This is a genomic window from Corallococcus sp. AB049A, from assembly GCF_003668885.1.
Lineage (GTDB): Bacteria > Myxococcota > Myxococcia > Myxococcales > Myxococcaceae > Corallococcus > Corallococcus interemptor.
In genome coordinates, this window is record NZ_RAWL01000231.1 from 1 (window position 1) to 13720 (window position 13720).

General features: G+C 74.2%; 8 protein-coding genes. 4 read left to right on the forward strand and 4 right to left on the reverse strand.

The window, feature by feature from the left end:
- A partial coding sequence (locus D7X55_RS43490) for a hypothetical protein (RefSeq protein WP_158626411.1) occupies positions 1–200 on the forward strand: 200 nt, incomplete at its 5' end.
- Positions 201–381: 181 nt separating this feature from the next.
- Here D7X55_RS43490 and D7X55_RS44215 read toward each other — a convergent pair.
- On the reverse strand, positions 382–546 hold the full coding sequence (locus D7X55_RS44215; protein WP_199747100.1) for a hypothetical protein: 165 nt from the start codon (positions 544–546) through the stop codon (positions 382–384).
- A 406-nt stretch (positions 547–952) separates the two neighbouring features.
- Between D7X55_RS44215 and D7X55_RS23505 the strand changes: the two genes are divergently transcribed.
- Both D7X55_RS23505 and D7X55_RS23510 read left to right on the forward strand, forming a co-directional pair.
- Positions 953–5923, forward strand: a complete 4971-nt coding sequence (locus tag D7X55_RS23505; RefSeq protein WP_233610009.1) for a hypothetical protein — start codon at positions 953–955, stop codon at positions 5921–5923.
- Positions 5924–5981: 58 nt separating this feature from the next.
- Positions 5982–7094 (forward strand): ADYC domain-containing protein, encoded by a 1113-nt coding sequence (locus D7X55_RS23510; RefSeq protein WP_120546245.1) that lies wholly within the window; start codon positions 5982–5984, stop codon positions 7092–7094.
- Positions 7095–7097: 3 nt separating this feature from the next.
- On the opposite strand, the gene D7X55_RS23515 is transcribed toward D7X55_RS23510, so the two are convergent.
- Positions 7098–8030 carry a sigma-70 family RNA polymerase sigma factor gene (locus D7X55_RS23515; protein ID WP_121724251.1) on the reverse strand — a complete coding sequence of 311 codons (933 nt, stop codon included), beginning with the start codon at positions 8028–8030 and terminating at the stop codon, positions 7098–7100.
- 129 nt (positions 8031–8159) lie between these two features.
- Between D7X55_RS23515 and D7X55_RS23520 the strand changes: the two genes are divergently transcribed.
- Positions 8160–12089: a bifunctional serine/threonine-protein kinase/formylglycine-generating enzyme family protein gene (locus D7X55_RS23520; RefSeq protein ID WP_121724252.1), complete on the forward strand. Its 3930-nt coding sequence runs from the start codon at positions 8160–8162 to the stop codon at positions 12087–12089.
- On the opposite strand, the gene D7X55_RS23525 is transcribed toward D7X55_RS23520, so the two are convergent.
- Both D7X55_RS23525 and D7X55_RS23530 read right to left on the reverse strand, forming a co-directional pair.
- Positions 12086–12604 carry a GNAT family N-acetyltransferase gene (locus D7X55_RS23525; protein ID WP_120546248.1) on the reverse strand — a complete coding sequence of 173 codons (519 nt, stop codon included), beginning with the start codon at positions 12602–12604 and terminating at the stop codon, positions 12086–12088. The two genes, D7X55_RS23520 and D7X55_RS23525, sit on opposite strands and share 4 nt — an antisense overlap.
- Positions 12605–12614: 10 nt before the next feature.
- Positions 12615–13655 (reverse strand): hypothetical protein, encoded by a 1041-nt coding sequence (locus D7X55_RS23530; protein ID WP_121724253.1) that lies wholly within the window; start codon positions 13653–13655, stop codon positions 12615–12617.
- Positions 13656–13720 lie beyond the last annotated feature (65 nt).

The following is a 13720-nucleotide window of genomic DNA, read 5'->3' on the forward strand; positions in this document are numbered from 1 at the left end:
ACCCGGAGGCGTTCGCGAAGGCGAGCCAGCTCGTGGAGCGGAGCATCTCTTCACGGCAGTGGGGGGAGCAGGAACGCGGAGAGATCATCACCCTTCGGCCCCAGCTGACGACGGCGCAGTTCCAGGAGCTCTTCCAGAAGCTCGCGGTGGCCATGAACAGCCAGCAACTGCGCGTCACCACCCGCGGCCCCCCGTTCTGAATCCACCCCGAACAGAAGGGATGCAGCTTGATTTCTCAATTCAAGACAGCTTCGCGCAATCCAAAGAGCATCCGGGTTCCCCGGATCGGCTGTCTTCCCCGTCCAATGGCATGGGTGATCCGGCGCTGAAGGACACGGCGTTCGTGCGGCTGGACGTGAACACTGCGGCGAGCGTGCCGGGTCACACCTGCGCGGCGGACAACTCCTTCGCGGATGACGGCACGCTGGAGAAGTCGCAGGGCACGGGGATGCAGGGCGCGGCCTGCACGCGCACGCCCGCGGCGGAGGCCAACCCCCCGGCGGTGACGGACTGCGCGGAGGGCTTCGCGTGCTCGGACCTGTTCACGGAAGCCCGGCAGTGCCTGAAGACGTGCGACCCGATGGCGGCGGTCCCCCGGCTGCCCCACGGGCACGGTGTGGGGTGTGTACGGCACGTGCATCGAGCAGTCCGTGCTGGAGCCCCTGGGCTTCGCGTTCGACCCCGCCCGGATGGGTGAGACGTGCAGCAACGGCTACACCGGGTTCTGCGGGTAGCACCACCGGCTGGTGCTACCCGGACGGTCTGAAATCCGGACGTGGGAGGGAGCCCGGCCGTGGAGGCCATGGCCGGGCTCCTGAAGTGACAGTGTCACCACGGACGGTACTGAGGGTGTGGGCGGCCCGGTATGATGACGCACATGCTCTGTCCTGCCTGTACGGAACCGCGTGCGCCGGCTTCCGGGCCCTTGTGCCCGGAGTGCGGCGCCGCCCTCGTGCCCGCCGCCGGGCGGCACCTGGATGACTTCGTGCTGGCGCGGATGCGGCGGCGCATCGAGCACTGGCGCTTCGATGGGTTGCTGGATGCGGACACGGCGGCCCGGCTGGAGGCCTCGCTCGCGGCGCCCGTGGAGGCGGCCGGGGTGAGCGTGCCGGAGGTGCCCGTGCCTCCGGTGGAGGAGGCTCCGGCCGTCGACCCGGCGGTGCGTGTGGAGGCCTGGGCGGATGACGTCGCCGGTTCGCTGCGCCGCGCGGGGGGATGGCGTCCGGGGTGGCTGGCGTCGCTCGCGCACTCGCTGGACGAGACGGCCCGGGCGGAGCGGGAGCAGGCGGCCCGGGTGGCGCTGCGGGTGTCGTCGCCGGACGTCGAGTCCGCCAGCGAGGAGGACCTGGGGTCGGCGTTGGGTTCGGGGCAGGCGTTGTTTGGCCGGGGGCACCTGGATTCGCTGGGAGGCAGCGGGCTGGAGGCGGTCATCGCGCTCGATGAGGGCGACAACCCTCCCCGCCTCAACGAGTACATCTGGTGGTTCCTGGGCGCGGTGCTGGTGCTGGGCGGTTCGCTCATGGGCGTGCGCGAGGCGTGGCGGGCGCTGGGCGGAGTGCCCCGGCAGCTCATCGTCACGGGCGCGCTGCTGGGCTACCACGCGGCGTTCATCGGGCTGGGCGCGTTCCTGGCGCGGCGCTCGCGTTCGGCGGGGCGGGTGCTCGCGGGCATCGGGCTCGCATTGCTGCCCGTGGTGTTCATCGCGCTGTCGTCGCTGGTGGCGCTGGCGCCCGCGGCCGGAGTGCCCGCCGCGTTTGGCGTCGCCGCCGTGGCGCTGCTGCCGCTGAGGGCCGCGGGGCGGCTGTGGCACGGGACGTCCACCGCGTCCCTCGCGGTGGCGCTGTTCCCCTCGCTCCTGGCGGGGCTGCCGCTGATGGGCTGGGACGATGCACCGTGGCTGCGCGCGCTGTGCGCGTTCGCGGGCGTGGTGGCGCTCGGTGCATCGCTGTGGCGGACGCACCGGGCAGCGGAGGCCGGGAGAGCTTCGTTCGTCGGGGTCGGCGCCGCGCTCTACGGTGCGCTCTGGCTGGCCGTTTTCGGTGTGGCGAGCGCGCCTTCCGGGTTCGATGCGATGGAGCCCGGCGGGCCCTTGTTCGCGGGCTTCGTGCTCTGGGCGGTGGCGCTGGGCGCGGTGGTGGCCGCGGGTGCGTCCACGGAGGCCGTCCGGGCGCTCCATCCCCGCGCGGCACCGGTGTTCGAGACGCTGGCGCACGCGGTGGTCGCCAGCGGCGCGCTCGCGGGGGCGCTGGGTGCCTTCTCGCGCTTCCCGGGCAAGGACACCTGGGTGGATACGGCATCCGCCTGCACGCCCGTGCTGGCCGCGCTCGTCTTCTTCCTGCTGGAGTTCCGCCGGCGGGCCCTGGTGCATCCGGCCGTCATGGCCTCGCTGCTCGCGGGAGCACTGGTCGCGCGCGTGCAGGCGCCCGGCGACCCGGCGTGGTGGTGCTTCGGCGTCGCGGCGGTGGCCGCCGGACTGGTGCTCCTGGCCCGTGTGACGTCCTCGGGTGTCCTTCGCAACCGGATGCTCGCGTGGGGCGTCGTCGTGTCGCTGGCGACGATGCCTGCCTTCTCCGTGGTGGCGTGGATGCAGGGGACGGACGCGCCCTGGCCCCAGGCGTACGCGGGCGCGGTCATCGCGGCCGCGGCCCACCTCGCGGGGCGCTGGCGCTGGCGGGGCCTCCACTACCTGGGCGGTGTCGCGCTGCTCTTCGGCGCACTCTCGGCCGTGGACGGGACTCCGTGGCTTGCCTCCAGCGCGGCGGGCCTGGGCGTCTTCTCGCTCGCGGCGGTGCTCTACGGCCTCGCAGGGCTCGCGCAGTCCGCGTGGCTGGCGCGCCAGGGGCGGAGTGATGCCTTCCGGCCCCTGGAGGACCTGTCGCTGGTCATCGCGGCGCTCGGCGTGGCGTGGGCCCTGGGAGTAACGCCCGTGCTGCCGGACGTGCTCCCGGGGCTCTCCGCGTCCCAGACGGCGCTGCTCGCCTGCGTGCCCACGGCGCTGGCCACGGCGGTGCTGCTCTTGCGCGTCCGGCGCGAGGGCAGCCGGATGGTCAGCTTCCTGGCGGCCACGGGGCTCGCGCTCACGGTGACCCAGGGCCTGGGCACGGTCTCCGACTTCGTCTCCGCGCGGGCCGCGCTCGTGGCTTCGGGCCTGGGCTTCGGCTTCACGCTCTTCGCGCTGCTTCGCGGCCAGGACTTCGACAAGGTGAAGGGCCGGCGGCTGCTGGACGTCCTGCCCCTTCCGTTCGGCGCGCGGGGACGGCCGCTCTTCACGGACGGCTTCGCGGCGGCGGCGCTCGTGCAGGCCGCGTTCGCGGTCATCACGCTCCTCAACTGGGTCGCCACCTCCAACGGCGCCGAGCGCCCGGAGGCCCTGCTCGCGGGCGCGCTGCTCACGGCCGGTGCGCTGCTGGCGTTCGTGTCGCGCGGCTTCGTCGCGTTCCAGGTGCGCGGCTCCGTGGTGACCTTCGCCATGGCGGGCGGCTTCATCGCGCTCACCGGGGCCGTCAACCGCGCGGGCCGGCCGCTTCCGCCGGACGTGTCCGCCTGGCGCCTGCCGCTCATTGGCATCGCGCTCTGGGCCCTGGCGCTCTTCTTGCGGCGCGTGGGGCCGTGGGTGGCCCGGCGGCTGGAGCGGCCCCGGCACGGGCCCCTGTACCACCTGGTGCCGCACCTGGGCATGGCCGTGCTGGCCTTGCTGCTCCTGCGCTCGGCCGTCGTCGTGGGACTGCCGGGTCCATCCCGCGCCATGGCCCTGGTGCCTCCGCTGCTGGTGCTGGGGCCCGCGCTGCTGGGGGTGCTGCTCGCGGCTTCGTTCCGCTCGCGGTTCCTGGCGCACGTGGGGCTCCTGCTGGGACTCCCCGGCGCCGCGCTGTGGGCCGCGCAGTCGTCGCTGCTCGGCGGCGAACTGGTGGCCCTGCTGCCTCCCAGTGGGCAGTGGATCCGCGCCACGGCGGCGCACCTCATCAGCCCTTCGCTGAGCTGGCTGAACCCCGCGGCCTGGATGCCTCCGGGCCTCACCCGCGTCCTCCTGTGGCAGCGCGCGTTCATGGGCGTCGCCGCCGCCGGGCTCGTCTACGCTGGCTTCGCGGCCGCGGTGGCCCGGGTGGACGCGGGCCGCGCGTTCTTCCGGCGGCTCCTGTCGCTGGGCACCGAGGACAGGCCGGGCCCGTTCCTCCAGGCACTCCGGAAGGAAGCCCTCACCGCCGTGGTGCTCGTGGCGGCGGCGGCCTTCTTCCAGCCAGGCATGACTTCGGCGGAGCTCGTCCTCGCCACCGGCATCGTGCTGTTCCTGGGCGGCGCGCGAGGGCCGGGGCGCGGCGTGGCCGGCGCAGGCGCATTGCTGCTCGTGCATGCCGGAGCCCACCTGGCGCCGCACTTCGAGGCCTGGCCCGGGCCCACGCTGGCGCTGCTGGGGCTCGCGGTGGTGGTCATTGCTCCGTGGCTCGCGAAGCGGCGGGGCCATGACGAAGGCCGCGCGCGGCTGCGTGCCCACCCGGCCGCCCTACCCTACTTCATCGCCGCGACGGTGTACGCGCTGGCCGTGACGGGAGAAGCGTCTCCGACGACGGCCGTCCCCGTCCTCGTGTGGCGGATGGCCGAAGGGCTGATGGGCGGGTGGATGGTGTCCTTCGCGCTCCCCCTGACGCTGGGGCTCTGCGCGGCGGCGCTCCTCGTCGCGGCGTTCCAGTGGCGCGGGGCGCTCGCCGGGTTCATCGCGGGGCTCGGGACCCTGGCCGCTGGAGGCGCGGTCGTCGCCACGGGCATGGCGGTCCTCACGCAGGCCCTGCTTCCCTGGGAACCCGCCTACCTGCCCCTGTTCGCCCGCTCCGGGGCCGCGCTGGCCCTGGCCGCCGCGGGGAGCGCGCTGGTCCTCCACGCCGCTCGGCGCGTGACGTCCCGCCGCCGGAGCGACATCGCGGGGGGCATGGGCTGGGGCCGCGACCTGTGGCTGGTGGCGAGCGCCGCGCTGCTCGCCGCCGTCGCCGTGGGAGGCCAGGCCTCCGAGGACGTGCTGCCCGTGGCGCTGGGGGCCATCGCGCTGGCCGTGGGCGTGTCCCTGCACGCCGCGTGGCGCGAGCACACCGGCCGCCACGTCTACTTCGTGCAGGTCGCGGTGGTGGGCGTCTACGCGCTGGTGCGAGGCCTCTACGCGCAGGGCCTGCGCCCCGAGCACGACGCCCTCTTCGCGCTGTCGCTGGGCTTCATCCTCGTTGGCGTGACGGTGCTGGCGCGCCGCGCGGGCGTGCGCCCCGTGGAGGAGGCGACGCGGCGGTTCGCGGCCCTGCTGCCCGTCGCGGTGGCGTTCATCCTCCCCGCCGATGCCACGGGCGACGCCGCGCTGCTCGCGGGCGGCTCCGGCCTCCTGTACGCGGCGCTGGGCGCGGTGGAGCGCAGCCGCATGTTCGGCGCGTTCGCCGCGGCGGCCTGCAACCTGGCGCTGCTCATCGCCGCGCTCGCGTTCGGCCTGGAGGGGCTGGAGGTGTACCTGGCGCCGCTGGGGCTGCTGCTCCTGATGATGGGACAGCTCTTCACGTCCAGCCTCCCGCACGCGGCGCGCAACGCGGTGCGCATCCTGGGCGGCCTGCTGCTCTACGTCCCCGCGGCGGCGAAGCTGGCGGCCCGGATGGGCGAGTCCGCGGATGGCACGTATGCCATTGTCTTCGGCGCCGTCTGTCTTCTGGGCGTCGCGGTGGGCATGGCCCTGCGCATCCGCGCCTACCTGGCGCTGGGGACGCTGTTCCTGCTCCTGGACGTCGTCGCCAACCTGCTCGACGCGGGCCTGAGGGACCACCGCATCGGCTTCGCGGTGATGACCCTCACCGGGCTCACCATCGTCACCGGGCGCGTGATGGCCACCCTCAAGCGGCAGGAATGGGAGCTGCTCCTGAGCCGGGTACGCGTCCAGCTGCGAGGGTGGGACTGAAGACCCGTCAGGACGGATTCCGTGCATCGATTTTTCGCCCGGGGTCTCATCCGAGGCGATGAACGCGCCCTTCAAAGCCCTGCCGGTGTGCCTGTCCCTGCTCCTGTCCGCGCCCGTGCAGGCCGCGCCGCCCGCCGCCGCCGCGCTCAAGCCCGGGCCCGGCCCCACCCGGTCCATCAGCGGCCCGTCCGACGCCGAGCGCTACGCGCGCCGCTGCCAGTCCCAGACGGCCCAGCGCATCGCCCGGCCCCAGGGCACCATGCTGTGGGGCACCAAGCGCAGCTGGGACCCGGAGAAGCCCACGGACGAGCGCACCAGCGTGCTCGTCTCCGTGGCGCTGGACGCCCCCCGGCAGGCGGAGGACGGGGTGAAGTCCCTGCGCTTCGAGCACGGCCGCCTGTGGGCCGTCCCCGCCCCCGAGGCCGGCGCGACGGCCAGCGACGTGGTGGGCACCGTGCTCCAGGGCACCGCCAGCGACGGCAAGCCCGTGGAGGTGGCCATCTGCGGCGCGGAGCCCGCGGCGGACGACGCCAGCCGCGTCTTCTACCGCATCGAGGCGTGGAACCCGGTGGCGCGCGAGTGGGAGAACCCCTGCGTCGCCCTGGACCGCTCGCCCGCGCCCCGCGCCCTCGCGGTGGGCGGCACGTGGGACGCGACCGGCGCGCACTCGGACGCGGCGGACCGGGTGACCTTCGCGTGTGAGAACGGCGCCATCTCCAAGTGCATCCTCTGGGGCTACGCGCCGTGGGCCTCGCGCGACGGGCAGTCCCTGGCCGGCCTGCACCAGTCCTGCACCCGGCTGGCGCGCGCGGACTACTGCGGCAACGGCAAGAGCCACACGCGCCAGGACACCACCATCGACATCTACGACCGGCTGGGCGTGCTGGAGCGCGCCACCGAGGTGACGCGCGAGTGGGACCCGGCCAGGGGCTCCTTCGAGGCGGCCTGGGCACCGGACGGCGCCACCTGCCTGTCCCGCACCCGCGACGGGCGCGCGCTGGAGGGCATCCTCGAGGAGTGCCCCGGCCGGTTCCAGGCCGCGGACACCGCGAGCGAGGGCACCCACGGCGAGGTGTGCACGGTGCGCCGGGGCGACGTGAAGCCCGGGGCCGCGCTCCTGCGCAACCTGTCCTATGGCGCTCCGAAGGCGGAGCCCGCGCGGGTGCGGTAGCGCTCAGCCTTCCTGGGGGGGCTCGCGCTTCTCATCGAGCAGCTGGCTGAGGGTCAAATCCAGCTGGCTGTCCACGAAGGCGATGAAGCTCTGGAAGTCCTCCGTGGACAGGCCCAGCTGTTCCTGGAGGCGGCGCCGGGTCTCCGTGTAGACCTGCTGCTGCACCCGCTTCAGCCAGCGCGAGATGGTGGACTGGTTGACGCGGAAGAGCGGCGCCATCTCATACGTGGAGAGCCGGTCGGCGAAGTGGAGGCGGAGCAGATGGCGGTCCTCGGCCGACAACGTGGCGGCGGCCTCGCGCACGGCCTGGCGGAAGGCCGCGTGGTGGCGGCGCTTCATCACGTCCAGCTCCGGATCCAACCCCTGCGCGGGCAGCGCCTTGAACAGCTCCTCCGCGTCGTCCTCCGTGGAGGGCTTCTCCTGCCCGCGCAGCTTGTTCGCGATGCGGCTGGCGATGACCACCACCCAGCTCAACAGGCCGCCGCGCCCCGTGTAGTCCGCGATGGCGGGCGCCTGGCCGGCGTTGGCCACCAGCAGCTTCACGCCCACGCGCTGGCGGACCTCGTCGATCATCGCGTCGGGCTGGCGCAGGCTGCGCAGGCGCTCCGGCAGCCGGGCCAGGTAGTGGCGCTCCAGGGCCTCGTGCGCGGCGGCGTGGCCCAGGAGGCACGCGCACGCGAGGTACAGCTCCGGCAGCGACAGGCCGGAGACGAGCGGCGCGATGGGCGCGGTGGGGCTCACCGGGGGAAGCCGCTCCGCGACGTGGGTGACGAAGCGCTCGGCGGGGACGGTGACGCCCGGCCAGCGGGCCTGCGCGTCCTCCCAGGCGCGCTGGAGCAGGGCGTCGAGTGCCGCGAGGTCCTCCGGCGAGGGGGCCACGAAGCGGGTCTTCGTATGCGAGAGGAAGGTCGCGGCCAGTGCGGGCACCTGGGACATGGCAACGCCATACCATGACGCGCTCCGGCCCGCTCTGCACGCGCGCCGCGCGCACGGTGCGGGACGTCCTGTCCGCGTGTGTCATTGAACGCCGCGTGCCACGTGGCTAGCGTCAGGTCTGGACTTAACGTGAGCGCGCTCCCTTCCAGCTGCCTGACCGACGACATCCTGGTCGAGCTCCTCGAGGACCAGCTGACGGACGAGGCCCTGGCCGAGGTGCACCGCCACGCGGCCGGGTGCAACGAGTGCCGAGGCCTCCTGGCCACGCTCACGCCCGGCCTCCAGCGCTCGTCCGTGGAGGAGTGGGAGTCCTCCGGCTCGCGGGTGACGGACAAGCTGCCGCCGCCGGAGCCGGAGCCCTGGACGCCGCCGCAAGCGTTCGACGCGTTCCGCCTGGAGCGCCCGCTGGGCCGGGGCGGGATGGGCATCGTCTACCTGGCGCACGACACGTCGCTGGACCGGCGCGTGGCGGTGAAGTTCATGGCGTCCGCGCAGACGGATGAGCGCTTCCGCGACCTGTTCACCACGGAGGCCCGGGCGCTCGCGCGGCTGCAGCACACGAACATCGTCAGCGTCTTCAGCGTGGGCACGGTGGAGGGCCACCCGTACATCGTCTCCGAGTACGTCATCGGCGAGACGCTCGCGGAGCTGCCCCTGCCGGTGCCGTGGCGCCGGGTGCTGTCGCTGGGCGTGGGCCTGGCGCGCGGGCTGGCGGCGGCGCACAAACAAGGCGTCCTCCACCGCGACCTGAAGCCCTCCAACGCGCTCGTCACGCGCGAGGGCGAGGTGAAGCTGCTCGACTTCGGCCTGGCCGAGCGCTTCGAGGTGGGCGCGGAGCTGGCGTCCGGCTCGCCGCTGCTCGTGGGCACCCTGCCCTACCTGGCGCCGGAGGTGCTGGCCGGCCATCCGGCCTCCGCCCGCAGCGACCTGTACGCCTTGGGCCTCATCCTCCATGAGCTGTGCACGGGCCAGGTGCCCCGCCGCACGTCGCGAAGGCCGGAGGACACGCCGCCCCGCGCCCCGCTGGGCCCGGAGGTGGACCCCGACTTCGCGGCCCTCATCCAGCGCGCGCTCGCGGTGGATCCGCAGGAGCGCATCGGTTCGGCGGAGGCGCTGAGCGAGGCGCTGGAGCAGCTGGAGCGCTCCATCGCGCCCGCGCCGCTGGCGGCCGGCAATCCCTACCGGGGCCTGGCGCCCTTCGCGGCGGAGCACCGGTCGCTCTTCTTCGGACGCGAGGGCGACATCCGCGCGGTGCTGGAGCGCCTGCGCACGCGGCCGCTGGTGCTCGTCGCGGGAGACTCCGGGACGGGCAAGTCGTCGCTGTGCCGCGCGGGGGTGCTGCCCCGGGTGGCGGCCGGAGACCTGGGCGACGGACGGGAGCCGCACGTCGTCACGCTGTGGCCCGGCCACCGCCCGCTCGAGGCGCTGGCCGCCGCGCTGGCGCCGGTGCTGGGGCGCCGGGAGTCGGAGCTCGCCGCCGCGCTCACGGACACGCCCGCGTGGCTGGGCCAGGCGCTGCGCGAGACGCATGGGCGCGGGCGGGGGCTCCTGCTCTTCATCGACCAGCTGGAGGAGCTGCTCACGCTCTCCGACCCCGTGCAGGCCGCGCACGTCACGCGCGTGCTGGGAGAGCTGGCCCTGCCGTCGCCCGGGGTGCACGTGCTGCTGGCCGTGCGCGGCGACTTCCTCACGCGCCTGTGCGCGCTGCCGGGCCTGGGGGAGGAGGCGGAGCGGGCGCTCTACATCCTCCGGCCCCTGTCGCCCGAGGGCGTGCGCGAGGCCATCATCGGCCCGGCGCGGGCGCGGGGCGTGGCCTTCGAGTCGCCGGAGCTGGTGCAGACGCTCACCGACTCCACGGCGCATGGCGTGGGAAGCCTCCCGCTGCTCCAGTTCGCGCTCGCCGAGCTGTGGGAGCGCCGCGACTCCGCGCGGGGCCGCATCACCCGCTCCGCGCTGGAGGCCATGGGCGGCGTGGCCGGTGCGCTGTCGCGGCACGCGGACGGCGTGCTCGCGCGCATGAGCCCGGCGGAAGCCGCGGCGGCGCGGCGGCTGCTGCTCCAGCTGGTGACGGCGGAGGGCACGCGCATCGAGCGGGGCGCGGAGGACCTGGCGGACGCGTCGGATGACGTGTCGCGCGCGGCGCTGCGCATGCTCGTGGAAGGACGGCTGCTGCACACGCGCACGGTGAACGGCCTGCCGCGCTGGGAGATTGCCCACGAATCGCTCATCGCCAGCTGGGGCACGCTGCGCGACTGGCTGGACGACGACATCGGGCACCGCGTGCTGCGCAAGCGCGTGGAGGCGGCCAGCGCGGAGTGGGACCGCCTGCGCCGCGCCAACGAGGCCCTGTGGGGTCAGCGCCAGCTGGATGAAGTGCGGCTGTTGGACCCGGCCACGCTGGGCTCGCGCGAGCAGGCCTTCCTGGGCGCGTCCCACCGGGCCGTGCGGCGCGCGCGTTGGGGGCGGGGGCTCACCGCGCTCGTGCTCGCGCTCGCCGTCCTCGCGTCCTACGGCGGGCTGCGGCTCCAGGCGTACCTGGAGGACTCGCGCTTCATCGCCGCGGAGCTGGGCGCCGCGAAGGAGGCCCTGGGCTCCGGCCGCACCCTGGTCGCCCGGGCGCTCGCGAGCCGCGAGGAGTCGCTGGCGATGTTCGACGGCCGGGCGCCCTCGTCCCTGGGCCCGGAGACGGCGACGGACGCCACGGGCCTGCGCGGCGCCGCGGAGAAGCGCTGGACGGAGACGCTGGCCCTGAGAGATCAGGCGGAGGCCGCCTTCACCCGCGCCAGCCGGAGCCTGGAGCGAGGCCTGGACCGGGACCGCCACCACCCGGAGACGCGCCGGCTCATCGCGGAGGTGCTGTCCGAACGGGTGCTGCTCGCGGAGGCGTTCCACCAGCGCCAGGAGCGCGAGGCCTGGCTGCAACGCCTGGAGCAGGAGGTGGACTCCGCGAAGGAAGGCGCGGCGTCACTGCAGCGCTTCCGCGAGCCCGCGGAGCTGACGTTCGAGAGCACCCCACCCGGCGCCCACGTCTCCATCGCGCGCGTCATCCGGAGCGACGGGCCGTACCGCCGCGAAGCGCTGCCGGACACCGGCACCTCGCGCTTCGTCCTGCCGCAGGGCTCCTACCTGCTCCACGTCACGCAGCCGGGACGGGTGCCCGTGGACGTGCCGGTGTTCCTCACGCACGGCGCGCGCGAAGCCCTGCGCCTCACCCTGCCCACGCAGGTGCCGGAAGGCTACGTCTACATCCCGCAGGGCTGCTTCCTCCTGGGCAGCGCCGAACCGGAGGTGGTGCGCCGCTTCACCTTCAGCCCGCCCATGCACCGCTACTGCCTCACCGGCGGCTACCTGGTGGGCCGCGACGAGGTGACGTTCGGCGACTGGCTGACCTACCTGGACGACCTGCCCCCGGACGCGCCCGCGAGGCGCATCCTTGAGCAGCCGCACTTCGGCGACGGGGGCACCATCACGCTGCGCTGGAAGCAGGGCTCGGGCTGGGTCTTCACCTTCCACCGCACCCGCGAGGAGTTCCGCACCGCGAAGGAGGGCGAGCCCCTGCTCTACGCGGAGCGCACCCGGCACGCGAGCGTGGACTGGAAGCGGCTGCCGCTGTCCGGCGTCTCCGCGCAGGACCTGGAGGGCTACTTCTACTGGCTCCACCGGACGAAGCGGCTGCCCGGCGCGCGCCTGTGCGGCCAGCATGAATGGGAGTACGCGGCCCGGGGCGCGGACGGCCGCCGCTATCCCCACGGCGACCAGCTCCAGCCGGACGACGCCAACATCGACGCGACGTATGACCGGCGGCCGCTGGCCTTCGGACCGGACGCGGTGGGGACGCATCCCGCGTCGGTGAGCCCGTTCGGCCTGCGGGACATGGCGGGCAACGCCTATGAGCTCACGCGCTCCGTGACGCCGGAGTTCGGCAGCGTCGTGCTCCGGGGAGGCTCCTGGTATTACGACTCCTTCGTCGCGGCGAGCGCCGACCTCTCCCCCGGTGACGCCACCGCGCGGGACGTGCGCAGCGGCGTGCGCGTCTGCGCTTCCTTCGACCCGCGCTAGCCGGGCACGTACACGCGGTTCTGGATGCCGTCCTCGGCGACGTGGCGGTCCAGGCGCATCCCCAGCCGCTCCGCCACGCGGATGGACGCGGAGTTGTTCGGGTGGATGATGGCCACCAGCGGCACGTGCGGCAGGTACCGGGCCGCCAGCGACAGGGCGAGCCGGGACGCCTCCGTCGCGAACCCGGAGCCCCACGTCTCGGGCGCGAAGCGGTAGGCCAGGTTGAGCACGCGCTGGCCCTCCAGCTCCTTGTAGCGCAGGCCGCTCAGGCCCACGACGACGCCGGGCGCGTCCAGCCGCTCCACCAGCCAGTAACCCACGCCGTCGCGCGCCCAGTCCTCCAGCCAGAGGCCCAGGATGCGCCGCGCATCGTCGAGCGTCTCCATGTAGCCACGGCGGCTGTAGCGATTGGTCGTTGGATCCGAATGGAGGGTGAAGACCGCGTCCAGATCGCTTTCGTGAACGGCGCGGAGCAGCAGTCTGTCGGTGGTCGTGCGTGCGTAATCCCGGAGCATGCCGGGCAGTCTAGGTGAACCAGGCCCAGTCCAGGTCCTCCAGCGGCGGGAGCCAGCCCCCGCGACGCCGGGTGATGATCTCCTCACGCCAGGTCTCCCGCCCGCCAGGGATGGGCCAGGCGCGCGAGACGGTTCCCTTCGGGTCGGGCGTGAAGCTGTGCACGAGCATGCGGTTGACGCGCTCGACCGTCTGGGGCGTCGCGCCGGCGCGCAGCTGGAACTCCGCGCTGAACAGGGCGCCCTCCTCGCGGACGCTGTTCCTGAGGCGGGGCGGGTCGATGTACGGCCACAGGCCCAGCAGCGGCGGCTCCACGCCTTCGAGCAGCGCCGCGTGCAGCCGGTCATGGCCATCCAGCACCAGCCACTTCGCCAGGATGTCCACGTACAGCAGCAGCACGGGCGGCAGCGTTCCGTCCCGCGCGCGCTTGCGCCAGCTCTTCACCCGCCCGTCCTCGGGTGAAGAGGGCACGCGCAGCGCGAGCGCGGCGCCCGGACGTTGCTCCGGCACCGTCTCCCACCAGTCCTCCTTCCACGCGGTGTGGAACGACGTCACGGCGGACAGCGAGTGCGGCGGCATCGGCGGCTGACCGAAGCCCCACTCCATGGGGGAGACCGGATGCCGCTCCGCCTTCTGGGCGGGGATGGCGCGCACGGGGCGCAGACACCAGTGGCCGGCGTGCAGCACCGGCAGCGGGGCCTCCACGAGCGCGCGCGCCACCCGCCAGTCCCAGGCCTCCCACCAGGCGCCGGTGCCGGGCGCGGCCTCCACGGCCCGGACGTCCGGCGCGGACAGGGGCGGCAGGACCTGGGGAAACAGGGCCGCTCCCCGGAGGAAGAGGGCGCGGTCCCAGTACGCGTCGATGCGGGTCCACAGCAGCGTCTGGCTCCCGCCGCGCAGGCGGATCCGATAGTCCCGCGTCGCGTCCAGGTGCAGGGCGGGACGCCGCGTCCAGCGGCTAGCGGCGGGCACGTGCAGGAGCAGGCCGGGCCCCGGGGTCTCCAGTCCCCAGGACCGCGTGTCGTCCGCGACGATGGAGACTCCTGGATTCATGCGCCGGGAGCGTACTCCGGAGCAGGCCCGTGCCGCCGGCCGCCCGCCAGGCATGCGGCCATGCA